The sequence below is a fragment of the Leminorella grimontii genome (genome assembly GCF_039789245.1).
In the GTDB taxonomy this organism is placed as follows: Bacteria; Pseudomonadota; Gammaproteobacteria; order Enterobacterales; family Enterobacteriaceae; genus Leminorella; species Leminorella grimontii.
Genome location: NZ_CP146357.1, coordinates 3,667,949 through 3,690,230 on the forward strand (window position 1 = coordinate 3,667,949; position 22,282 = coordinate 3,690,230).

Below are 22,282 nucleotides of genomic sequence, written 5' to 3' on the forward strand. Positions count from 1 at the left end.
GCCTCTGGCAATACATATTCTTTTGCGTCCCACCGTTTTACAACACATTAATCATTCAAGGAGTTATACGTGATGAAAAATACGTTTCGCCGCACGGCGCTGATGGCCGCCGCCGTGGTACCACTACTTTTGGGCAGCGCCCCCCTGTGGGCAAGCGCAGCATCGGACGCAGCCGGCATCCAGCAAAAGCTGGCCAATTTGGAAAAAAGCGCCGGCGGGCGACTGGGCGTCGCCCTTATCGATACGGAGGATAACTCGCGGGTCCTTTATCGAGGAGACGAACGCTTCGCCATGTGCAGCACCAGCAAGGTTATGGCAGTTGCCGCCGTTTTAAAGCAGAGCGAAACGGATAAAGGCGTACTGAGCAAGAAGATAAAAATCAAAAAGGCGGACCTGGTTAACTGGAACCCCATCACAGAAAAGCATGTGAATTCGAGCATGACGCTAGAGGAGCTTAGTGCCGCAACCCTTCAATACAGCGATAACGTCGCGATGAACAAAATTATCGCCCACCTCGGCGGGCCGAATAAAGTGACCGCCTTCGCCCGTTCTATCGACGATACAACCTTCCGTCTGGACCGTACCGAACCGTCGCTCAATACCGCCATTCCCGGCGACGAGCGCGACACCACCACGCCGCTGGCGATGGCCGAAAGCCTGCGTAACCTGACGCTAGGTAATGCCCTTGGCGAAACGCAGCGCGCCCAGCTTGTCGAATGGCTGAAGGGCAACACTACCGGCGGAGAAAGCATCCGCGCTGGCCTGCCGAAGGCGTGGATCGTGGGCGATAAAACCGGCAGCGGCGACTACGGCACCACTAACGACATCGCCGTTATCTGGCCGGAGAACCGCGCTCCGCTGATTCTGGTGACCTACTTCACCCAGCCAAAGCAGGACGCCAAAAGCCGCAGGGACGTTTTGGCCGCAGCGGCGAAAATCGTGGCCGAAGGGCTTTAGGATTTGGCAAAGACCGCCTGCGATGCGGGCGGTTTCCTGCACTAAACGGCAAAACGCCGCAATGTTAAGCAGTCGAGCGCGCTTTTGACGATTTGCCATTGACGAAGCGAACTGAATCGGGTTTAATGCCCGCCGTTGCCCGGATAGCTCAGTCGGTAGAGCAGGGGATTGAAAATCCCCGTGTCCTTGGTTCGATTCCGAGTCCGGGCACCACTTATTTAGAGAACCCGCCGAAAGGCGGGTTTTTGCTTTTCTGCGACTGGACTCTTCATCAAACTACGTTCGATTATTCGCCGCACGGCGGCTCACCCCTTCGGGGCCAGCGCGGCAAGCGCGCTGTTCAACGCCTGCGGCGTTAGTCCGAGTCCGGGCACCACTTATTTAGAGAACCCGCCCAAAAGGCGGGTTTTTGCTTTTTGAAGAAGCCACTATAAGCATTCCCAGCATTTGACACGCGCTTCCCTACCCCTATCAATATTCCGGCTTTCGATAACGAGAAGGCCAAATCTGTTCAGGCGCAACGCCCAGCGCTTCGGCAATCAATCTTTCGCCTTTGGGCCAATGGCGGTTAAGGGTATTTGCCAGCGTGGAGGACGCCAGTCCGGCCTCACGTGAAACGGCGGCGAGCGTTGTTCCTCTCTTCTTTAGCCCGGCGACTATATCCGCCGGGTGCCAGTCCTTATCCGTCATTTCCATTATCCTTAGTTTGTAGAGTTTCAAATAAACGCCAACATTAACACTACTAAGAATTCTGGTTGCTTAGACATCCTGAACAAGCCGCATGATGCACACCTCGATAAGCCCCTCTTCTGCCGCTGCCGGAAGGATTTTCCTGAAGGCAACTCGCAGAAAAGAAAAAAGAGCAACTTAAATACTCCTCCATAAAATCACTTAGCATTACCATCAGCCGAACATATCACGCCCAAGTCAGAAAAAATCAAACATGGAGAATTACAGATTGATGCCATTCCTCGCCATTGAAAAAAACCGCCCAAAGTTATACTTTGTATAAACAACGTAGGAGCATCTATGAGTATAACGATCAAACGGTGGGGCAACAGCAATGGCGTTATACTGCCAGCCCTGCTTCTAAAACAGCTAGGCGTGACTGTCGGTCAATCGTTGGACGCAGAAATTCGAGACGGCACGTTGATCCTGACACCGGTACGTCCACGCTATACGCTGGAAGAGCTGGTTGCACAGTGTGACCCCAACGCTCCCGCCATCAGTGAAGAGGAAGTATGGGGTAAGGATGCACCGGTGGGGAATGAAATATGGTAAAGCGCAAGCAGGGATGGCAGCGCGGTGATATCGTGATGGTCGACTTTACCCCGTCAATCGGCAGTGAGCAGCGGGATGCGCGTCCGGCGTTGATACTGACTAAAAAGTTGTTTAACGATCTGGGCATGACGTTTGTTGCGCCTATCACCCAAGGAGGCAACTTTGCCCGCAACGCCGGGTTTACCGTTTCGCTTTCCGGCTCCGGCAGTAAAACACAGGGCGTAGCGCTGCTGAATCAGGCCCGCATGATCGATCTTAATGCCCGTAATGCTCGGTTTGTTGAGACGTTGGATGAAACGATCGTTAACGATGCGTTATTGAAGTTTTCCGTACTGGTAGATGTCAATTAATGCCTGCAGAAGTCATTTTAAAAACGTATAACGAATGGTCGGACAAGCTTTAGATATCTTAATTAAGAGCACCCAGAATAACAGCCATGAACAACATATCCCCCGATAACGCCATACGTTCATTCCTCGAAGCCGCCATCGTTCCCGGTGATATGGTTCTGCCTTTCAAGTATCCACGGCCCGAGCAGTGGGAAGAGTGGCAAAGCGGTTTTCGTTACGAGGGCGTATCCGGGGCGAGTCTGGTCGCCAGTACGCCCGGCGAGTGGCAACCTGGCTGGTACGTCGTAGCGCTTAACTATTTCGACGATCCCTTTTTCATCGATCTGAACGAGGTCACACAGGGCTACCCGGTTTATTATGCACCACACGGCGCAGGCCGCTGGGACGCCGAACATATCGCCTCCAGCCTGCAAGAATTTTCCAACCTGTTGGCCGCTCTGCGAGACTGCAGTGAGGATGACGAAGCCGCCCTGAGCCATATCCGCTCGCAGCCCTATCTACAAACAAAATTCTGGAACGAAGTATGTGAAAACTGGCTGGCTCGTGAACCTGCCGAGGATACTGCATCCAAACCGCTTAACCCGCTGGATTGGCAGCGCGGCAGCCTCGTCATTACGGCGATTGGAGAACAGAAGCTCAAGGTTATTCAGTTTCTAAGAAAGATGCTGAATCTCCCACTGCCGCAGGCGCTGGCTTTAGCCGCTCAACCAAAGATTACCGTGGCGGAAGGCTATCGCATCCAGCTGCGCGACACGGAGGAAGAGTTACAGGCGCTGGGAGCGACGGTGGAATTTCAGCATGACGGCCAACCGAGTCTGAAGATCTTTAGACTAGATACATTTTATGCCATAGAAGATCTGATTGACTGCGTTAAGGCAGAGGTAGAAAGCAATACAGATTATGCGGTGTATTCAGCAAACGATGATGACTTTTGTTCCAACGCCAGCTTCTTTATTGCCGCAGGCGTTGAAATTGATGACCATGACAACGAAATCTACCCCAAATCCGTCCGTCAGCGCGGTCTGCAATATATGTGTTCCTGCGGGCTAATTCAGGACGTAGTGAGCGTAGCAATTAAACAAAAAACCGACGCTAGCCATGAAGAAATCATTCAGGCGCTTAATCATTACAGTAAATATGACAACTTCTTAGAGTTGAAATAGCGAATCAAAGAAACTTCTTCATACCCCAACACCCCCGCTCTAACAGAGCGGGACGCAAATAAATTAAAAAGCAGAAATCACTTCTCCCGCTCCCACGGAGCTAAAGCCTGCATCGTTTTCCGTAACTCAGCGTTTGGCGCAGGCGGTTCGTCCAAGCGGTTGTGAAACGCCCTACAGGCTTTCAGTTCCCCCCATTTTCACTCGTAAAAACACCCCGCCCAATCTCAAACGCCGCCTCAAGGCAGGCCTCCGGCGTCCCCAGCTCCGGCATCAGCAGCATCTCGGAGGTCACCACCCGTGCGCCGCAGTAATCAAAAATCCCATGGGCGATTTGCGCGTTAAAGGCGTCGGAGAATCCGTGCTTCTCGTACGTTCTTTGCCCGGCGGCGCCCAGCGCAACAAGGTGTACCGGCAGGCGCCCCAGTTTCTTCACAACGTTGCCGTCAGCGGTTTCTTCATAAGCCCAGCCGTTTGAAAATACGCGATCGATCCAGCCTTTCATTATTCCCGGCATTGACCACCAGTAAACCGGAAACACCAGCACCAGCGCATCCGCACTGTCAATGCGGGCCTGTTCCGCCGCGACGTCGGGCGGTCTTGCCCCCGTCAGCTGAAAAGCCGCCATGTCTGCTGCAGAAAAAACCGGATTAAAGCCTTCCTGCGTGAGGTCCACTATCTCAGACGTATTATCCGGGTTTACTTCAGCAATCCCGCGCGCAATGGCGTCGGCGGAGCCGTGGGTAAGTGAGGTATTAATAGGGTGAGAAACAACGATCAGCGCATGCATTTCAGATACTCCCTGTTGCTATAAAACGGTATCATACTTAGTCTAATATGTACCAAAGGTAACTTACCATTAGTAAGTTACCTTTGGTACATAGCCATGTCAACAGGAGAATGCTTGCGATGCCTAACTCACTCACGCGGCAACGTTTATCAAGAGAAGAGCGCCACATACAGCTGGTGGAAACCGCATGGCAAATTATCCGCGAAGAAGGAACCGAGGCCCTGACCCTAGGGCATCTGGCAAAGTGGGCGGGCGTCACCAAGCCCGTGGTTTACGACCATTTCATTAGCCGTTCCGGGCTTTTTGCCACGCTATATAAAGAATTTGATCGTCGCCAAACGAGGCTGATGGACGACCTTATCCGTAAAACGGAGCCGGTGCTTGATAAGCTGGCCTCGGTTATTGCCGACGCATACATCGAGTGCGTGCTGCTTCAGGGGCGCGAAATGCCCAGCGTGATGGCGGCGCTTGCCGGAACTCCCGAGCTTGAACAAATCAGGCGGGATTATGCCGCCGCTTTTACCGAAAAATGCCGCAGTCTGTTTGCGCCATTCTGCGATCGACCCCTCAGCGACGCAGCGATCCGCGCCATGATAGGCTCCGCCGAAGGGCTCTCCTGGGCCGTGGTGAACGGCGTTATTACGGAGCAGCAGGCAAAAGACGAGCTGTTTCAGGTCATTATCGCTATGGTGCAGAGGTGCTGCGAAGCTCATTAGAGCAGCTATCGTAACTTACAAAGGCATAGTGGGGAGCGCCCGGCGGCTTAAATGGAAATGTTCAGGTCGCCCGGCCATGACCTCCTTCCCCCTAAAAATATCCCAAGGCTTTTCCCTATCCTCACCCCACATCCTCAAAAAAGACTAATTCATTTATAAGCAGCAACTCATCTGGTTGAAGTTAAAAGGATAAAGACAACATTTTACAATAACCACAAATTAACGCCTTCTAATAGACTTTGGTAAACTTAAAAAAACTCACTCTGGCAACGAACCAATGAAACCTACAGAACATCTCGTTAAACTCATAGACGCCGTTTCAGATAGCGATCGTATTCAACACGGCAGGGAGCGCCAGATAGTCTCCCTGCAGCAATACGTTGAGCCAATGAGCTTTATTCTTCATGAGGGGTCCGCCGGCGTTTATCGCACCAGCGATAACCTGCTTATTTTAAATATAAAGGCTCCGGTCATCGTAGGCTTAAACTTCCTGGAGAAAGAGAATAACGATTTCTACCTGCAGGCCCGTCAGGCCATCCGATATGAGATAGTGCCGCGCACGCTTTTAAAAGAAAAAGTGATAAAAAACAACATGTGGGAAAGCATAAGCTACGCCTATATGCACGTTGCACACAGATTCCTCGAATATCATTTTGTCTCTGTCGGCGTTCCTACCTATAGCCTTATACGTAACAACCTCATAGAGCTGATGAAGGAGAATGATGACATTCGCCTGTCCACCAATGCCTGTGACTACGTTCAGGAAAGAACGCTGCTTTCACGAAGCGGAATAATGAAAATACTGGGCGATCTGAAAAAGGGAGGACATATAGAGATAAAGCGGGGCGTACTTATGAAGATCGATCATTTGCCTGAAAAATACTAATACGTTCATATTGCCAGAATCAGCCTTGTCGCTTATTGAAACAGCCCCGTCGCCGCAGTCGGCCTCGGGGAAGCCAGCGCAAAGGAGTCAGCGATGGCAAACCGTTCCTACCTCTACAGCCTCAGCAATCGGCCCACCGCCTATGCCGACCGTCCGGAAACCATCTCAGGGCTTTCCGAATGGGCATACTGCGTTCCCTTTTCCTACCGCGTGCTGATGTCAGGCAATCCAACGATGTGCGCGTCTCTGATATCCGACGGCTTTGCGCGGCTAAAGAAATTTTTTACCGTTCTGAACGCGGCAGTTATCGATGCCCCCTATCTGACTGAAGAGATAAAAGATGGGCTCGCGTTTCTTGAAGCGCATCGCGACGGCTACCTTCTTCTGGAAACCATCGAGCTGGACGTCATGACTGAAAGTGAAGAGAGCAAGCTTCGTGCCTGCGTTGAAGCTGAAATTGAACAATGTCGCCATGCCGGCGCTGCCGTAGATGCCCTACCGGAAAACGTAGAAGAGGCAGCAGAGCTGTTAAAACAGGCGGCCCGGCGGCCAAATGGCTCTGCGCTGGACGCATTCTTTGGGTTACAGCTTAACGAAAGCTACGATCACTCCCGTTTCGACTATCCGATAGGCGTTTCAGAATGGAGCGAGATCCTCTACTTTGGCCTATGGAATCGAGCGGAATTTGAGGCCAACCGTTAATCGGAACGCCCCTTGGCTCAAAGGCGCTATCACCTTCGGTGGACGGCTTACCCTATTTTATGCCCACCGAAGGGCCTACGGTTCGAACGGCCTACGATCTGATCTTCTCACAGTAAAACATCCGATCGTCCATTATCGAACACAGCGACGCAGAGGATTCGGCGTTGACGTTCATCATAATAAACTGCCCATCGGCACAGAGAATGTCCCTGTTTTTCATCAACAGCTCAATCTCTTTCCTTAAGCTACCGGGGCTCGCCTGCCGCTGAGAGAAAGTATAAACATGGCACTCATGCTTAAATGAGAGTATCGCATCTTTACTTTTTACTTCTCCCTTCCATACGTAGTAAGCGCCCAGCGCCAGCGCAAAAATCAGCGAAGCAAGCAGTAAAAAACTAAAGCGCTTAGAGCCGCCAGGCAGCCGTTGTGGACGACCATTATCCACCTTTATAACCGCTGGCGCTGGGGTCGATATCGTCGGCTGTTCGGACTCTTCATCTTCAGATGAAGCCCTGCCGGCCGTTTTGGTCAGTATTTCGGATGCCAGCTTATCGATTTCCCTATCTACGGAATACGTTGACGGCTCATCCTCCTTGGCTCTGGGCGAGTCGCCCTCTTCGCTGATGAGAACGACCGGTATCGTATCGCTAAACCGAAAGCCGACCTTCGGAACGGTAATGATAACCTTGTCGTTTAAGCCAAAAGAAGTGAGGCTTTTTCTTAACTGGCTAATATAGTGGTTTAAGTTACTATTTGAAGAAACCAGCCCGTGCTTATCCCAAACGTTTTGAAAAAGTGTATCTCTGGAAACCGTCTGCCCATAGTCATATAAAAGTTCGTACAATAAACGATTAGACGAATTGGATAAGACAACCACAGACATTTCATCCTGCAGCATTGCCAGAGTTCTATCTTCCGTATTGAAGACAATATTTTTATTTATTAGATAAAGCATATAAAACCCTATAGCCTCATGAATTGAATACACATCAGGAAATAACGATACTACCAGAACCTAAGGCGTGACGATCAATTCACACTATGAACGACATTCTTTTAACGCTGAATAACAAACCGGTTATCTTTAATAACCAACAGGGAAGCCGCGATTATATTAATAAAAAACAAATAATAAACCTTAATAGACAAAAATCATAGGTAAAGTATATTTAACTAATTTTATTCAATTTTACAGGTTATTAGACCTGCAATTTACTATAAATTATGTTTTCAACCTAAGAAAGTGACTGTCATAAAAAACATTATCTATCAGCAAAATACAAGATGACCGCCTAATCTCCTTTCAAATAATATCTATAGACTCATAGAGGCGTTTAAAAATTGACACAAAAAGAAATCAAACCAAATATAAAAACTTCAGTTTCCCTATAGGAAAATCCATTTCCTATAGGGAATAAAATTCAAATAGATTTAAAACACTGCTATATCCATAATAATGCAGCGTTAATTATTGTATTTTACTATTATATTCAGGCGAAGCATCTCTTCCAACGGCGCATAGAGACTCCGTAGCGGAAGAAGGAAAGCGGCTTTCCTCTTACCTCAATAATAGCGCTACGGCGCCACCAGAATGCCTATAAATCAAACCATCAGGGAATGAAGGAGGAATAAAAAAGCCGCTTGATGAAAGCGGCTAAAGGGTGGTGTTAAAATCCAAGCAAAACGATAGAACCGTCTTTATTCACCTTCTCTACGCGACGTCAGGAAGCGGCTGAAATCCTCTTTATTGCCGTCAAAAACCACGCTGCCGCCGCTGAGCATCACAATCCTATCCACCAGCGCCACCAGGTTTGCCCTGTCGGTCGCGATAATCATCCCCTCTCCGGCATCGGCCCGCTGCTTTAGGTGCTCAATCAGCACGGACTCCGACGCAGGATCGAGATGGGCGGACGGGTTATCCAAAATACAGCAGGAACGCTTGGATAGCAGCAGACGCGCCAACGCCAGCTGCTGCTTTTGCAGTGAGGTCAGAGGAACGGCCAGACTCTGCCACCGGCTGTTTAGCCCCTGGTTTAAAAAAGGCATTAATCCGGTTAAGTTGGCTTTCTTCAGCACGGACAGAATCTCTTCCGCACTCTCGGGCAGCGGGTTATCAAGAGAAAGGTAGTCAAACACCGTCTCACCAATCACGTCACCGTCCTGCCAGGCGTAGTGAACGCCGCGGCGAACGGCGTCCGCGCTGCGGGCGGAAAGCAGCATGCCGTCCCAGGTAACGTGCCCGCCGTTGGGCATCAGGATCCCCAACATAAGCTTAAGCAGCGTGCTTTTCCCCGCTCCGGCGCCGCCGACGATCGCCACGCGCTCTTTCGGTGATATGTGCAGGTTTATTCGGTTAATGCAGGGCAGGGAAGGATGGTAGTTAAAGTCCAGCTGCGACGCGCTCCATCCGCCGTTAGGGCCGTGGTACCCCACCGGTTCTTCGCTGTCCTGCTTGTGCTGTTCCTCAACCAGCTGATTGATTTCAGCCATCGAACGACGCATTTTTTGCAGGCTGGGAAGCAGTTGCATTAAGGAGAAAATTGGCTGCCCCAGCCGCCCGGCGATAACCACGGTAACAAACAGCCCGGCCGGTGACATGCCGCCGCTCTGCACCAGATAAAACGCGCAGATAACCGCCAATACGGTCTGGAAGTTCATCAGCGCCATCAGCGAGGCGCTGCACCGGTTCTGAAGAATAAAGCGGTTTTGTTCCGCCTGCTGCGCCTTCTCGTTGGCGCGCAAAAACTGCAGCGTCGCGGCCTTATAGGCCACGGTCGCCCGGTAGTTATCAAGCGTTCCGGTGGAAAACGGCACCTGCGCGCTGTAGCTGGGCAGCCTTTCGGTTTCCAGATAAAAAAGCACGACCCGCACGATGGCGCAAATAAAGATAAATAGAGGCACCAGCACCAGCCAACCGGCGATAGCGGCAATCACCACAAAGTAGAGCACGCTGAACGCCAAATCCAATGCCGAGCTGGAAAACAGCCCCAGGCACTGCATCCTGAAGCGGTTCCAGTTATTCATCGCCTCCAGAACGCCGCGCCCCCATTTGTTATCCTGCGACGGTACGGTATGAATCAGGTCCTTTATCAAGGCGGGTTCAAGGCGTTGCTGCATCGACGATAAAAATCGCCCGCCGGTTTTAACGCGCTCGACGCGAAAAACGTACTCTACCAGCAGCGCCAGCACCACCGCGGCGGACAGCGTCCACAGCGATGAATCTGCATGACCGGGAATTATCCTGTCGTAAACGGCGTTCAGATACAGCGGCATCACTATCGCCAGCAGGTTGATAATCAGGGTCGACCACAGCAGGCGGCTGACCGTCTTTCCTTCCTGCTCGCCTAAGCGAAACAGCGCACGCCAGCTCAGCCGCTGCGCGCCGTCGCGCACAACGACTCGCCAGGCTTTGCGGCGCTGGGCCAGTTCAGAAAAGGGCGCTGGAGACAGGTGACGATCGGCGGTTAAAACGCCCCATCCGTCCCGAGCCTGAAGCAGATATACACCGCCCTTTACCGGCTGATGCTCCGGCTCGCAGGGCAATACCTCCACGCCGAGCGCTCTAGCGGCCAGCTCAAACCAGGCGTCGACGGGAGCATCAGGCGTCAGCGTTTGCGCCAACGACTGCCACTCCCAGCGGGCAACGGGGACGGACAGCGCGTCGGCCGCCGCCGCCAGGCCGTCGCCTAACGTTAAATACGCCTTTGCAGCTCCCAGAGCGTTAATCTCTATGTCCTGCGCCGTCTGCTCTTCTGGCGACGCTTCTATTTCCAGTATCGTCATGGCACTCCCCGTTAAGCCCAGGACCAGGTAAAGGTCTGGTCGCCGTTGCTCCAGGTTTCACTTTCCGCGCCGCTGGAAGTCATGCTCCAGCCGCCGCCGGCAGTGATGTTGACGACGTCGGACGCATCGGTATTCAGCGAAATCGACGCGTTACTACCGTAGTTGCCGAATAGCCCGCTCAGGTTGACGTTCAGAGTGTCATTCTGGCCGTCGGAAAAGTCCAGCTTCTCAATGTTGGAAATGTTGAAAGCCGCGTCGCCCAGCGTAAACAGGCCGCCGCTGCCGCTTTTTCTAATTACGTCGTTGCCTGCGCCGCCGTCCAGCGCGTACTGGTGCAGGCTTAAGTTGTTGGAGATCTCAAAGACGTCGTCTTTTGCCGAACCGGTGATTTTGGAAATAGAAATTAGCGTATCCTGCGTGCCGTAGCCGTCCTGAACCTTGCCGGTGGTCAGATCGGCGACGATGCCCTTGGGTGATACGCTATAGTCTGCGGTGACAAATCCGTCGCCGCCGATCAGCGTATCGTTGCCACCCAGGCCGATAAGCGTATCGTCACCGCCGCCGCCGCGGATCACGTTACTACCGCTGCTGCCCTTCAGCACGTCGGCATAGGCGCTGCCGGTAATATTTTCGATATTGCTTAACGTATCGGTGCCGTTAACGCCCTTATTCGCTCGACTGGCGGAGAGATCAACGTTAACCGCAGCGTTCATCAGGCTGTAGTCGATGGTGTCAGTCCCCCCTTCACCGTTAATCGTGTCGTTGCCGCGGCTGCCGTAAATATAGTCATCGCCCTCTCGAGTCGAGATGATATTGTTGGCGTCACTGCCGTAAATGGTATCCGCATAAATAGAGCCGATAACGTTTTTGATACCGATAAGCGTATCCTGGCTGCCGTATCCGTCTTCGCTCGTCACGCCCAGCGCCAGGTTGACCGTTACCCCTTTGTTTTTATTGGCAGAGTTGTAATAGGCGTAGGCCGACGCGCTGTTGCCACCGTCCAGAATATCGCTCCCTGCGCCGCCTTCCAGATAGCCGGTTCCCGTCAGAACGTCATTATAGTTCGAGCCTCTCAGGTGTGAGATGCCGTTTAATACGTCCTGCCCGCCAAAGCCGTTGTCGGAGCTAAAGCCTTGCCCTGCGCCGTACAAATTGAGGTCTACGGTAACGCCGTGAAGAGCGCTGACGTACTCCACCCAGTCGCTGCCTCCACCGCCGGTCACTACGTTGTTGCCGCCGTTAGTGCGAAATATGTCGTTACTGGCGCCGCCAACGAACTCATTCCCTTCGGTCAGGCTGCCGATAAAGGCGCTGCCAGTGCCGCTGGTCATGATCACTTTTTCAATATTGCTCACGGCTAGCGAACCGAGGGCCTGGTTAGTGCCGTTGCGCCCCGTAACGACGCCGGATGAAAGGTTAATCGTCAGCGAGCCGCCGAGAGAGCCAAAGTCGAGAACGTCAAATCCCGCGCCGCCGTCGACGGCGGCAACGCCGCTGGTTACCAAAAAGGTGTCATCCTGCGACGTACCGACAAAGCGATTAAACTGGGTAAAAGCGTCCGCGCCGTCCGCGCCTTTAAGCACTGTACCGGCCACCATATTGACGTTAATGCCTTCCGCCAGTCGGCTATAGTTAAGCGTATTGCTGCCGGCGCCGCCGCTGAGCGTATCGTTTCCTTTCGAGCCGTAAATCAGGTCGTCTCCGGCGCCGACGCTGATAACGTTATCGCTGTCGTCGCCTTCAATAACGTCATTCCAGGCTGACCCGACAATATTTTGAATGTTAGCCAGCGTATCCTGCCCGCCAAAGCCGTTATCCAGCGCCTCGCCGTCTTTCAGGCTCACCACGATGCCCGACACCGCATTACTGTAGTTCAGGGTATTGTTCCCCGCGCCGCCGTCAATGTGATTGAGGCTGCCGCCGCCCGCGACGATCAGGTCGTTCCCCTCGCCGGCGTCGATCGTGGCGCCAGAAGATCCCAGCTCGATATAGTCATCAAACTTGGAGCCGATGATGCGTTCAATACCGGAGAATCGATCGATGCCGCCAAAGCCGTTGGCATAGGCGCGTTCGTCTTTCATGCTGATATTGACGCTTTCCAGCGCGTAGCTGTAGTCCAACGTATCGAAGCCGCTCCCGCCGGTAAACGCGTTATAGCCGTAGCCGGCGATGAACAGATCGTCGCCCGCACCGCCGTCCAATACCGCCCGGCTGCTGGCGTCTCCGCCAATGATAAGCGTATCGTTGCCAAGCCCGGCCTCAATCGATGAACCGCCGTTGCCACTGACGATGCGATCGTCAAAATCAGAGCCGATAATATTTTGAATATTAATAAGCGTGTCAACGCCGCCAAAACCGTTGTTTACCCGATTAGTGGTCAAATCAGCATCAATGCCGACCAGCGCGCGCGCATAGCTGGCGGTATTGACGCCCGCACCGCCGTTAAGCACGTTATTGCCGCCCATCCCCATCAGCGTATCGTCGCCGCCACCGCCGTACAGCGCATTATCGGCGGCATCGCCAATAAGCAGATCGTTATGGCTGCTGCCGACGACGTTTTGAATGTTTAAAATGCGATCGCTTCCGCCGAGCCCGTTGTCAGACGCAACGCCCAGGCTGAGATCGACGCTGACGCCGGAAGCGCTGGTGTCATAGTTCAGCGTGTTTATGCCGCTGCCGCCGTCAAGTACGTTATTGCCGCCACCGCCGCGCAGCACATCGTTTCCAGCGCCGCCCTGCAGGTGGTTATCCTGGCCGTCGCCCGTTAGCACATCGTCGAAGTCCGTACCGATAACGTTCTGAACGTTAACCAACGCGTACTGACCGTCGCTGGACGCCGTGCCGCCGGCCAGGTCGACCGTCAACGCGTTTTTCATGCCGCTGAAGTCCACGGTATTGCTGCCGCCACCGCCATCATAGGCGCCGTTTCCGCTGCCGGCGATGATAACGTCATCCCCGCTGCCGCCCGTCACGCTGACGCTGTTGGCGTGTGAGGCAAGCTGTATTTGGCCCTGGCCGTTAATAAGCGATGTCGGGTTATCTACCACCACGAACGTCATATTCTCCTGACGCAGTTCACCGCTGGAATCGGTAAAAGAGACGCTTGCGGTAAACATGTCGTACTGCGACTGCGGGTAGATAAGCAGGATTTCACCCGGCATCAGGCCGTACTGATTCCCTTCCGACGTTCCGCCGATAATGGCCTGATAGCTCGCCGGCAGCCCGTCAATAGACACGGAGCTGACGGCTTCGTCAAAGCGCACAATACGCGCAACCGTATTTTCCGGGAAGTATTCCGCATTTCGGACGTCGATCGTCCAGTTCGCGCTTTCGGCGGACAGGTCCGCCGACGTTGCCCCGTACTGAAGCACAATGTTTCCGTCAGTACGCGCAGCGTTGCTGCCGCTGCCGACCTGATAAACATGCGAGCCTGCGTCGCGCCAGGCGCTAACCTGGAGCAGAGTCACCTTTGGATAGGTCACCGTCGGATCCGTCGAATCGGACGGCGCCGGGGACGGATCCGTGGCGTCATCCGGCACGGTGCTGGCTTGAGTATGTTCTACCGACGGCGCGCCTGAGCTCTTCTTAACCAGCGGGATGCTGTCATCAATGGTCGCTCGCTGGGCCAGTTCGGTCATGGTCGGCGTTTCCAGCTCGGCATAGGTGGAATGCTCCTCCACGTCGGTCTGGCCGCCGCCTTTGCTGTCGACAACGATGATGTCTTCAACCACCACTTCCTTTACGGTAACGTCGCCTTCGTTGCGCGTCTCCTTGCCGATGCTCTCCGGAGCTCTGTCGCGCTCGGGAGATATTTCCTGCACCTGAGCTTCGCGAAGAATTTGCGCAGCGTCCAACGACTTGCCGTCGGTAAACGTGATGCGAAATATACCCTTATGCAGCGAGGCCAGTTCGGCGCCCATGGTAAAAACCAAGTTTTCACCGCCTGCGGTTTCAATAACGAGATCCGGCCCGTTAACCCTAAGCTTCACGCCGTCCGCACTCCACGAATACGGCACGCGGTTTTCCGCATAGGTAAAGGGAACGACCGATTTCATGGCGTGTTCCGGCTGCGGTAACTGATTGTTCATGTTCTTATTCCGTTAGTTGCTGTCGTACTCAATTCGACCTGCCCGTTAAGCCCAGGTGTGGCTAAACGTCTGGCTTCCGTTGCTCCACGTTTCGCTGTCGCTGCCGCTGTCTATCATCGACCAGCCCGCGCCGCTGAGGTTGACCGTATCAGACGCATCCGTATGGAGAGACATCGAGGCGCCTCCCACCTGACCGGTAAACAGCGTATTAAGATCGATATGTACGTTGTCCGACGCGCCGTCGGCAAAGTCGAACCGCTCAACGTTGCTGATGTGAACGCCCGCGCCTGTCAAATCAAAGGCCTGCCCGGCGCCGCTTTTCTTCAACGTGTCGGTCCCCGCTCCGCCGTCAATCCAGTAGCTTAGGAGATCCCCGCTGCTGGAGATTTTGAAGGTGTCGCTATAGGAAGAGCCCAAGATCTTGTCGATTTGAACCAGCGTATCCACGCCGCCCAGTCCGTCGTTGACCGACCCCGTGCTGAGGTTTGCGACAATGCCGGACGTCGACGTCTGGTAGCTTGCGGTCACAAAGCCGTTGCCGCCGATGAGCAAATCGTTGCCCGCCCCGCCGATCAGCAGGTCGTTACCGCCGCCGCCGGTCAAAATATTGTCGAGCGCATTGCCGGTCAGCACGTCGTCAAAGGCTGTTCCCGTCAGGTTCTCAACCAGAGACAGCGTATCCTTGCCGTTTACGCCTTTATCCACCGCCCCGGTTGACAGATTGGCGTTAACGGCGGCGCCCAACAGGCTGTAGTCCACGGTATCAATACCGTCACCGCCGTTGATCGTATCGTTCCCCTTACTTCCGTAGATCAGGTCGTTGCCGTCAAAGGTAGATATTTGGTTGTCCTTAGAACTGCCATAGACGATGTCGCCGCTGTTGCTGCCTTGGATATGGTGGACGTTGATAAGGGTGTCCTGGCATCCGTAACCGTCGTTGCTAACGATCCCCGCCTCGAGATCGGCAACGATCCCTGTGCCGACTTCTCGATAATAGGCAACCGCGTTATTGCCCGTTCCTTCCAGCGTGTCGTTGCCGTTACGGCCGTTGAGAATGCTGTTTCCCGCCAGGTAGTCGTCATAGTTCGAGCCCTGCAGGTAGGCGATGCCGTTGAGAACATCCTGACCGCCGTAGCCGTTCGCCGTCGCCATACCGTTGTGGTTCGCGTCAACCCTGACGGTAACGCCAGAACGGGCTGAGGAGTACGAGACCCAGTCCCAGCCGCCGCCGCCCGTAATGGTATTACTGCCGCCCATCACGTAGAACGTATCGTTGCCATTGCCGCCGACAAACCAGGTGCTTCCCGAGGTGCTGGTATAGCCAACGCTGCCCGTGCCGGAAACGCCCTTCGGGAAAATGATTTTTTCAATTGAAATCAGCGACTGATCGAGGAAGCTGGCGTTACTCGCGTCATACTTTGTCGCTTTCCCCGATCGTAAATCAACGGTTATCCTGACGCTAAGCTGGCTGTAGTCCACCGTATCCATACCCGCGCCGCCGTTAATCGTCAACGCCGCTTTGGGCGAGATAAAGACGTCGTTGCCGGAGGTTCCGGTAAACTGAGTGAATCCGGAGAAGATATCGATGTCGCCGTTGGATTTTGTCGTGCGCCCGTTGATAACGTCTACCGTGACGCCTTCGCTCACGCGGCTATAGTCCAGCCGGTTATTTCCGGCGCCGCCGTACAGCAGGTCGCTACCCAAAGAGCCATAGATAACGTCGTTGCCGGCGTTGCCATAAATCACGTCGTCGCCGTTCCCACCGGCAATTTCATCGTCAAATGACGATCCCAGGATCCGCTGAACGTTGGTCAAGGCGTCTTGACCGCCAAAGCCGTTACTCGTCACCGCACCGCTAACCAAATCGACGTTGATAGCGGACAGCGCCTGACTGTAGTCGACGGTATTGGTCCCCGAACCGCCGTCAATGCGATGGTTCCCGGAGCCGGCGATAATCTCGTCATCGCCATCGCCCGCATTAATCGTGCTGTCGCCGTTGCCCAGAGTAAAGCGATCGGCAAACCGCGTGCCGACGATGGCGGAAATGCCTTCCAACGTGTCCATATCGCCAAAGCCGTTGTTGTACACCTGACCGGTTTGGAGATTAACGTCAATTCCGCTAAGCGCGCGGCTGTAGTCAACCGTATCGAAACCGCCACCGCCGATGAATTTGTTAACGCCGTAACCGGCGATAAACAGGTCGTCACCCGCGCCGCCGTCAAGGATCGCGCGGCTGGCGGTGTCGCCGTTGACAATCAGAACGTCGTTGCCGTTTCCGGCGCGGAGATAGTAAGAGCCGCGTCCGGTTATCATCTCATCGTCAAACGCGGAGCCTATCGCCTGCTGAATGTTGATAAGCGTATCCGTTCCGCCGTAACCGTTAGTCGCGCTCCCAGTAGAGAAGTCGACCCGAACGCCGTTGGCGCCTCTTTCATAGCTGACCGTATTCGTACCGGCCCCACCGTCAAGCACGTTGTTGCCGCCCAGGCCCATCAAAACGTCGTCGCCTCCACCGCCCTGAATGTGGTTGTCCGCGCCGTCGCCAATCAAGACGTCGTCATGAGCGCTGCCGATAATGTTTTGAATATTGAGTAGGGTATCTTGCCCGCCGAGGCCGTTGTCGCTCGCCGCGTTTGCGCTCAAATCGACCGAAACGCCACCGCGGGCGTCCGCGTAGGAAACCGTATTCACGCCGCTGCCGCCGTCAAGGGTATTGTTGCCGCCTCCGCCGCTGAGGCGATCGTCGCCCGCACCGCCGCGCAGCACGTTGTCGTTCGCGTCGCCGATAAGCACGTCGTCATAGTCAGAACCAATCACTTCCTGAATATTTACCAGGCCGTGCAGCTTTTTGTCGCTGCCCTGAAGTGAAGACGCCCCCTCAGACAGGTTGACGTTCAGCGCGCGCGTCGCCTGCGAATAGTCAACGATATTATGCCCTGCGCCGCCGTCATAGGTTCCACGCTGGGAACCGGCAATGATGCGATCGTCTCCGGCCCCGCCGATGACGTTCACTTCGTTCATTTCGCTCGACAGCTGGAAGCGGCCTTCGTTATCAATATTGGTGCTGGGGTTATCGACAATGACGAACTTGGCGCTTTCGCTGGTCCGCACGCCGCCGGTGGAGGTATAGGTAAAGGTAAGTTCAAACGACGCCTTGTGCCCTTCAGGATAAATAAGCAGCATTTCATTAGGCTGTAGCTGATACAGCCGGCCTTCCGAGCTGTCGGCCGTAATCAACCGATAGCCGCCGGGCAGGCCGCTGACGGTAATGTCTCCCGCACCGCTATCCAATCTCAATACGCGTCCAACGTAGCCTTCGGGGATAACCTGCTGATTGTTCACCTGCACGGTCCACCCTTGCGTCTGAGACGACAGATCGATATTTGTCGCCGCATACTGAACGCTCCAGTCGCTGGAGCTGGCCGCTGCAGCGTTCCCGGTTCCGCCCGTCCACACGCGTCTGGCCTCATCGGCGATGCCGGACGTTTGCAGCAACGACATCGGCATCACTGTCACATCGTTCCCTGAAGAGTCCGAGGGCGTAACGGGATTTGAAGGCTGTTCGGAAGCGCCAGAATAGTCTCCAGGGCCGGGCGTTTCGGGCGCCGTTCCCGACGATGAGGACTTCACTAAAAGCGATTCGACCAAGGGCTTCTTCGGCAGCGGCTCTATGCTGTCAGCCGAGATAACCGCCGTCGCAGACGTCCCTTCGCTCTCGTCGTCCACTTCACCGCCGAGGTCCTCTTCGATGATGACCTGATTGATCACTTCTTTAATCACCACGTTCTCTGGCAAACTCTCTGCCACTGGCTTGGCCTTCACCTCTTTACCGGCTCGGTTCATCCCCGGAGAGTCGAAATCCACTTTCGCGACCTGCAGCAGATCGTCGGAGTTAATCACCTTTCCATCGGCGAAGCTCAGCGTATAGAGGTTATTGTTGAGCGAAGCAAGCTTAGCGCCGAGCGGCAGAATCAGCCGCTTGCCATCGTCGCTTTGGACGACCAGATCTGACCCGCTGATTAACAGCTGAACCTGTTCATAGTTGAGCGGAATGTGGTTATCCGCATAGGTTACCGGAATGACCGATACCGCCGGCGACGCCGGTAATGGAAGTTCGTTCGACACGTTTTGTTCCTTTTATCCTGTCTACCGTATTCCGCTACGGTTCTGAAAGCGCTAATTTGGCGTTGTTTAATAAGGGTTTAAAGAAATACTCCAGCGGCGTTCTCTTTCCCGTCAGCAGATAGGCGTCCACCCCCATGCCGGGGTATATCGCTTTCTCGTACTGGCCTTCCGGCACCTCAATGCTGACCAGGTAGTAGCGCCCGTTTTGCTCGTCGCTGACGGCGTCGGCGCTGATGACCGTAATCTTGCCGTCCAGCGTATCGGCATACGATGAGCTAAAGGCGCTAATATGCAGGCGGGCAGGCATCTTTTCCCAAATGCGGTCGCGGTCTTCCGGACGCACTTTGACTTCCGCAATCAGCGGCACTCTGGTCGGCGAAATTTCGATAACCTCTCCGCCGGACTTAATCACCGCGCCGCTGTGGGCGACAAACAGCTTTTGCACTACCCCGTCAACCGGGCTAATGATGCGCGCATTGGCCTTACGCCCAACGCTTGCGCTGTTTTGTACGTCGACCCGGCTTAGGTCCACTTTGGTTTGGCTCAGCTGCTTTTGCGTCTCTGACATAAAGTCCGCCAGAGCCTGATTGGTACGTGCCTGATATTCATCCAGCTCGCTTTGTACTTTGGGCAGCCGGAGCCTCGCCTCGTTAAGGGAGGTTTGAACCTGCTGTAAATCGGCGCGTTTTTGCAAAAGCACCGCCTCTGCGGCGGCGCCCTTCGCGACCATAGCGCTGTAAAGATTGACCTGGCTTTGCGACAGCGACAGCTGTTTGGTTAGATCGTCGACTTTGGTGGAGAGCTCAACCAGCTGGGCCTTTCGCTGCTCAACCTGCGCACGGTTAACCTGCTGCTGCTCGCGCAGCGCGGTTTGACGAGACAGATAAAGCCGATATTCGCTGTCGGCGATTTTGTCCGTTTCAGCGTTGCCGGTAGGCTCGGGGTTAAACGCCTCACCCGCCAACTCCTGCTGTAGACGCCGCTCGCGAATAAGCAAGGCCTGGCGCTCAACCTCGCTTTTGGCAAAGTCTTCGCTCACCAGGCTGTTGTCGATAATCGCGATGAGCTGTCCCTGTTTTACCGTTTCGCCTTCGTGTACCAGCAGCTGGCTCACAACGCCGCCCTCCGGATGCTGTAACAGCAGGTTGCGGCTCTCAACGCGAATAACGCCGCTGCCCTTCACCAGTACGTCAAGCTCAAAGCAGCAGGCCCAAACGATAAACAAAAAAAACGCCAGCAGGGTGTAGCCCGCAATTCCCTGCGGGAACCACCTGCTCAGCGAGCGGACGTGCTTCAGCCCGCTCAACATTATTGCCCTCCCGCCGCAGCGGGCGCGCTGTTTACGGAATGACTGGGGATCTGAGCGTCGTTCAGATCCTCATTTCCAACGCTATTGTCGACTTTCCCGGCAGAAATGCTGGGGTTCTTGACGTAAATCGCCACGAACTCGTCCTTGGCAACGTTGACCGAAGAGTTATTGATCGTGACCCGCGCGGTTGGAATGTCGTGCTGCTGCATAATCCTCAGCACTTCCAGACTGCGGTCGTACTGCACCGTCAGGTTAACGCCTACCTGAGTATCGTTTTGCACCGCCGCGTAAATAACGGCGCCGTTTTTACTGATGCCGTCGCGGTGCGCCTCTAGCCACTTCACCAGCTCCTGCTGATTTTTCGTCCCGAGGTAGTTTTGATTGGTATCCAGCGCCAGGCGCAGCTCATTCGCCAGCGGATCCTGACCGACCGCACGGATCTCTACCTGCCGCTGCTGGCTAAGTTTCACGCCCACGTTTTGCTGAGCAACGATAAGCAAGACCTGGAAGATCATGGAGATAAGAAGATAAACCAGCAAAAGCACGGTCATCATATCTACATACGCAGGCCAAAAGTGTCCATTTGATTTCATAGCCCGTTCCTCTTAGCGCAGCTTAAGCGTCTGAATGCCGCTGTTGACCTGTCCCAGCAGCATGTAGAGCCCCATAACGGAGAGATAATAGTCATACTGAGACGAGACCCGCCCTACGCTTGCGTTGAAGAAGTCCGTCTGTACGCTGATAAGATCGTTCAGGCTGCGGTTCCCCAGTCGAAACTCCTCCAGATAGAGCGACTTCGTCCGCCCGGCATCCAGCTTCGCCTGCCCTTGGATCTTCCAAAGCTCTCTGGCGTTGACGGCATCGTTAGAGAGGTTGAACGCCATTTCGTTGACGTCGCGCTGAAGCTGACCGTAGCTTGCCTCGGCAACCCGCAGTCGAGCCATCGCCTGGCCAATGCGGGACGAGTTAATTCCGCCGTCCAGAACCGGCACGCTGACCTGAAGCGCGACGTTCCCGCCGAGGTAGTTATTGTCCAGGCCGTCCGGGCGCTGGAAAGGCCGCTTATAGGCGCCGACAACGTCCACGCTAGGATAGCGGGCAGCCTGAGCGGCAGAGACGTCCTCTTTGGCGCTGTCGAGCTCGGCCAGCTTTGCCTTGATGCCCGGGTTTTGTTGCAGAATGCTGGCGACCATTGCGTCAAAGTTCGTTCCGCCGGGAATATCCGCCAGTTCGGCCATTTCAACCGCAACGTCGATCCCCAGCAGGCTGCGCAGCTTCTGCTTTGCTTTAGCCAGCTGAAGGTCTATCGTTTTTTGCCGGTTTTCTGCATTCGTCAACGCCAGCTTGCCACGGATCAACTCCGACTCGGGGGAACCACCGCCGGCGACCCGAGCGGTCAGGGTATTGACCAGATCGGACGTCACCTTAACGTAATCTTTCGCCGCAGCCTGAAGCAGGGTATAGCGGCGCACGTCGAGGTACGCCTTGGCGGCGTCAAAAGAGACCGAGTTAATTTCATTCTCAGCGCCCAGCGTCGCCGAGCGGTGAACGTTCTCAGCGCTGCCGACGGCATGGCGGGTCCGCCCAAAGTCCATCAGGTTATACTGCAGCGTTAGCTGCATTTGGGAGTATTCATCGTAAGAGCGCGACACCTGAGAGCTGCGGTCAGAAATCCAGTCCGCCGTCTTTACCATCGCCTGCAGCTTGGGGTAATAACCGGCCTTCGCTTCATCAATCCGCTGCTCCGCTTCATCCACCCTGGCCATGCTGATGACCGTTCTTAAAGAGTATTCGTGCGCCCTGTTGAGCGCGGCCTGCAAAGAATAGGTTGTCGACGCGCCGACGGACGCCGAAGCGCTCGGTGCGATTTGCGAACGTTTATCTTCGCTTTTCTTACCTATAGTTGCGGAAGAAGAGAGGCCTATGGCCTCTCCCTCGCTCGTCGTCCGGGGCGCGCTGTCTTCATCTTTTTGGTTTAAAGCTGGCGTCGCCTGCGTTTGCGTTTCATCCACGTTGGAACTGCACCCCGTTAACCACAGCGCGCAAAGCGCGGTGCTAACGAGCATCCCTTTTTTTATTTTCATTTTTTTACTTATTTCTTTTTATTCAAAAACCTACGTTCAATAACCAATGCG

The 22,282-nt window shown here is 54.5% G+C and carries 16 protein-coding genes, 1 tRNA gene and 1 pseudogene; 8 read left to right on the forward strand and 10 right to left on the reverse strand.

What is annotated here, in order from left to right; all coding sequences use genetic code 11:
- The first annotated feature begins 72 nt into the window (after nucleotides 1-72).
- Together bla and V8L73_RS17000 are read left to right on the forward strand one after the other, a co-directional pair.
- Nucleotides 73-957, forward strand: a complete 885-nt coding sequence (gene bla, locus V8L73_RS16995) for a class A beta-lactamase (protein ID WP_373876186.1) — start codon at nucleotides 73-75, stop codon at nucleotides 955-957.
- A 137-nt stretch (nucleotides 958-1,094) separates the two neighbouring features.
- Nucleotides 1,095-1,170, forward strand: a tRNA-Phe gene (locus V8L73_RS17000).
- Nucleotides 1,171-1,428: 258 nt separating this feature from the next.
- On the opposite strand, the gene V8L73_RS17005 is transcribed toward V8L73_RS17000, so the two are convergent.
- The gene (locus tag V8L73_RS17005; RefSeq protein ID WP_347253540.1) at nucleotides 1,429-1,647 is read right to left on the reverse strand and encodes a helix-turn-helix transcriptional regulator; all 219 of its coding nucleotides are present in this window, start codon (nucleotides 1,645-1,647) and stop codon (nucleotides 1,429-1,431) included.
- A gap of 339 nt (nucleotides 1,648-1,986) precedes the next feature.
- Here V8L73_RS17005 and V8L73_RS17010 point away from each other — a divergent pair, with 339 nt between their 5' ends.
- The 3 genes from V8L73_RS17010 to V8L73_RS17020 all read left to right on the forward strand — a co-directional run bounded on the left by V8L73_RS17010 (nucleotide 1,987) and on the right by V8L73_RS17020 (nucleotide 3,751).
- The gene (locus V8L73_RS17010; protein ID WP_027275478.1) at nucleotides 1,987-2,238 is read left to right on the forward strand and encodes an AbrB/MazE/SpoVT family DNA-binding domain-containing protein; all 252 of its coding nucleotides are present in this window, start codon (nucleotides 1,987-1,989) and stop codon (nucleotides 2,236-2,238) included.
- Entirely contained in the window at nucleotides 2,232-2,588 is a 357-nt protein-coding gene (locus V8L73_RS17015) for a type II toxin-antitoxin system ChpB family toxin (protein WP_261832809.1), read from the forward strand. The genes V8L73_RS17010 and V8L73_RS17015 overlap by 7 nt, the downstream gene beginning before the upstream one ends.
- Nucleotides 2,589-2,674: 86 nt before the next feature.
- A complete protein-coding gene (locus V8L73_RS17020; RefSeq protein ID WP_347253541.1) occupies nucleotides 2,675-3,751 on the forward strand; it encodes a DUF7716 domain-containing protein in 1,077 nt (358 codons plus the stop codon).
- A 77-nt stretch (nucleotides 3,752-3,828) separates the two neighbouring features.
- Here V8L73_RS17020 and V8L73_RS17025 read toward each other — a convergent pair.
- Together V8L73_RS17025 and V8L73_RS17030 are read right to left on the reverse strand one after the other, a co-directional pair.
- Nucleotides 3,829-3,918 (reverse strand): annotated as a pseudogene (locus V8L73_RS17025) (hypothetical protein); the annotation flags it as partial.
- 14 nt (nucleotides 3,919-3,932) lie between these two features.
- Entirely contained in the window at nucleotides 3,933-4,538 is a 606-nt protein-coding gene (locus tag V8L73_RS17030) for an NAD(P)H-dependent oxidoreductase (RefSeq protein WP_347253542.1), read from the reverse strand.
- 119 nt (nucleotides 4,539-4,657) lie between these two features.
- On the opposite strand from V8L73_RS17030, the gene V8L73_RS17035 reads away from it, so the two are divergent.
- From V8L73_RS17035 to V8L73_RS17045, 3 genes are all read left to right on the forward strand, one after another.
- Nucleotides 4,658-5,254: a TetR/AcrR family transcriptional regulator gene (locus tag V8L73_RS17035; protein ID WP_347253543.1), complete on the forward strand. Its 597-nt coding sequence runs from the start codon at nucleotides 4,658-4,660 to the stop codon at nucleotides 5,252-5,254.
- A 277-nt stretch (nucleotides 5,255-5,531) separates the two neighbouring features.
- Entirely contained in the window at nucleotides 5,532-6,140 is a 609-nt protein-coding gene (locus tag V8L73_RS17040) for a helix-turn-helix domain-containing protein (protein WP_347253544.1), read from the forward strand.
- Between the two features lie 93 nt (nucleotides 6,141-6,233).
- Nucleotides 6,234-6,842: a hypothetical protein gene (locus V8L73_RS17045; protein WP_347253545.1), complete on the forward strand. Its 609-nt coding sequence runs from the start codon at nucleotides 6,234-6,236 to the stop codon at nucleotides 6,840-6,842.
- Nucleotides 6,843-6,933: 91 nt separating this feature from the next.
- Here V8L73_RS17045 and V8L73_RS17050 read toward each other — a convergent pair whose 3' ends face one another.
- The 7 genes from V8L73_RS17050 to V8L73_RS17080 all read right to left on the reverse strand — a co-directional run bounded on the left by V8L73_RS17050 (nucleotide 6,934) and on the right by V8L73_RS17080 (nucleotide 22,231).
- Complete coding sequence (locus V8L73_RS17050) at nucleotides 6,934-7,740, reverse strand: transcriptional regulator (RefSeq protein ID WP_347253546.1); 807 nt, start codon at nucleotides 7,738-7,740, stop codon at nucleotides 6,934-6,936.
- Between the two features lie 800 nt (nucleotides 7,741-8,540).
- On the reverse strand, nucleotides 8,541-10,625 hold the full coding sequence (locus V8L73_RS17055; protein WP_347253547.1) for an ATP-binding cassette domain-containing protein: 2,085 nt from the start codon (nucleotides 10,623-10,625) through the stop codon (nucleotides 8,541-8,543).
- Nucleotides 10,626-10,636: 11 nt separating this feature from the next.
- On the reverse strand, nucleotides 10,637-14,713 hold the full coding sequence (locus V8L73_RS17060; protein ID WP_347253548.1) for a hypothetical protein: 4,077 nt from the start codon (nucleotides 14,711-14,713) through the stop codon (nucleotides 10,637-10,639).
- A 45-nt stretch (nucleotides 14,714-14,758) separates the two neighbouring features.
- A complete protein-coding gene (locus V8L73_RS17065; protein ID WP_347253549.1) occupies nucleotides 14,759-18,838 on the reverse strand; it encodes a hypothetical protein in 4,080 nt (1,359 codons plus the stop codon).
- Between the two features lie 34 nt (nucleotides 18,839-18,872).
- Nucleotides 18,873-20,147 (reverse strand): HlyD family type I secretion periplasmic adaptor subunit, encoded by a 1,275-nt coding sequence (locus V8L73_RS17070; RefSeq protein WP_027275469.1) that lies wholly within the window; start codon nucleotides 20,145-20,147, stop codon nucleotides 18,873-18,875.
- Nucleotides 20,147-20,740 (reverse strand): hypothetical protein, encoded by a 594-nt coding sequence (locus tag V8L73_RS17075; RefSeq protein ID WP_027275468.1) that lies wholly within the window; start codon nucleotides 20,738-20,740, stop codon nucleotides 20,147-20,149. Before V8L73_RS17075 ends, V8L73_RS17070 begins: the two co-directional genes overlap by 1 nt.
- Nucleotides 20,741-20,752: 12 nt before the next feature.
- Nucleotides 20,753-22,231, reverse strand: a complete 1,479-nt coding sequence (locus V8L73_RS17080; RefSeq protein ID WP_347253550.1) for a TolC family protein — start codon at nucleotides 22,229-22,231, stop codon at nucleotides 20,753-20,755.
- Between the last annotated feature and the right edge of the window lie 51 nt (nucleotides 22,232-22,282).

Excerpts from the sequence above, each read along its gene's own strand:
- V8L73_RS17020 (WP_347253541.1), top strand. The coding sequence starts at position 2,675 with ATGAACAACATATCCCCCGATAACGCCATACGTTCATTCCTCGAAGCC.
- V8L73_RS17070 (WP_027275469.1), bottom strand. The coding sequence starts at position 20,147 with ATGTTGAGCGGGCTGAAGCACGTCCGCTCGCTGAGCAGGTGGTTCCCG.
- bla (WP_373876186.1), top strand. The coding sequence starts at position 73 with ATGAAAAATACGTTTCGCCGCACGGCGCTGATGGCCGCCGCCGTGGTA.
- V8L73_RS17030 (WP_347253542.1), bottom strand. The coding sequence starts at position 4,538 with ATGCATGCGCTGATCGTTGTTTCTCACCCTATTAATACCTCACTTACC.
- V8L73_RS17010 (WP_027275478.1), top strand. The coding sequence starts at position 1,987 with ATGAGTATAACGATCAAACGGTGGGGCAACAGCAATGGCGTTATACTG.
- V8L73_RS17075 (WP_027275468.1), bottom strand. The coding sequence starts at position 20,740 with ATGAAATCAAATGGACACTTTTGGCCTGCGTATGTAGATATGATGACC.
- V8L73_RS17050 (WP_347253546.1), bottom strand. The coding sequence starts at position 7,740 with ATGCTGCAGGATGAAATGTCTGTGGTTGTCTTATCCAATTCGTCTAAT.
- V8L73_RS17055 (WP_347253547.1), bottom strand. The coding sequence starts at position 10,625 with ATGACGATACTGGAAATAGAAGCGTCGCCAGAAGAGCAGACGGCGCAG.
- V8L73_RS17040 (WP_347253544.1), top strand. The coding sequence starts at position 5,532 with ATGAAACCTACAGAACATCTCGTTAAACTCATAGACGCCGTTTCAGAT.
- V8L73_RS17015 (WP_261832809.1), top strand. The coding sequence starts at position 2,232 with ATGGTAAAGCGCAAGCAGGGATGGCAGCGCGGTGATATCGTGATGGTC.
- V8L73_RS17060 (WP_347253548.1), bottom strand. The coding sequence starts at position 14,713 with ATGAACAATCAGTTACCGCAGCCGGAACACGCCATGAAATCGGTCGTT.
- V8L73_RS17035 (WP_347253543.1), top strand. The coding sequence starts at position 4,658 with ATGCCTAACTCACTCACGCGGCAACGTTTATCAAGAGAAGAGCGCCAC.
- V8L73_RS17080 (WP_347253550.1), bottom strand. The coding sequence starts at position 22,231 with ATGAAAATAAAAAAAGGGATGCTCGTTAGCACCGCGCTTTGCGCGCTG.
- V8L73_RS17005 (WP_347253540.1), bottom strand. The coding sequence starts at position 1,647 with ATGACGGATAAGGACTGGCACCCGGCGGATATAGTCGCCGGGCTAAAG.
- V8L73_RS17045 (WP_347253545.1), top strand. The coding sequence starts at position 6,234 with ATGGCAAACCGTTCCTACCTCTACAGCCTCAGCAATCGGCCCACCGCC.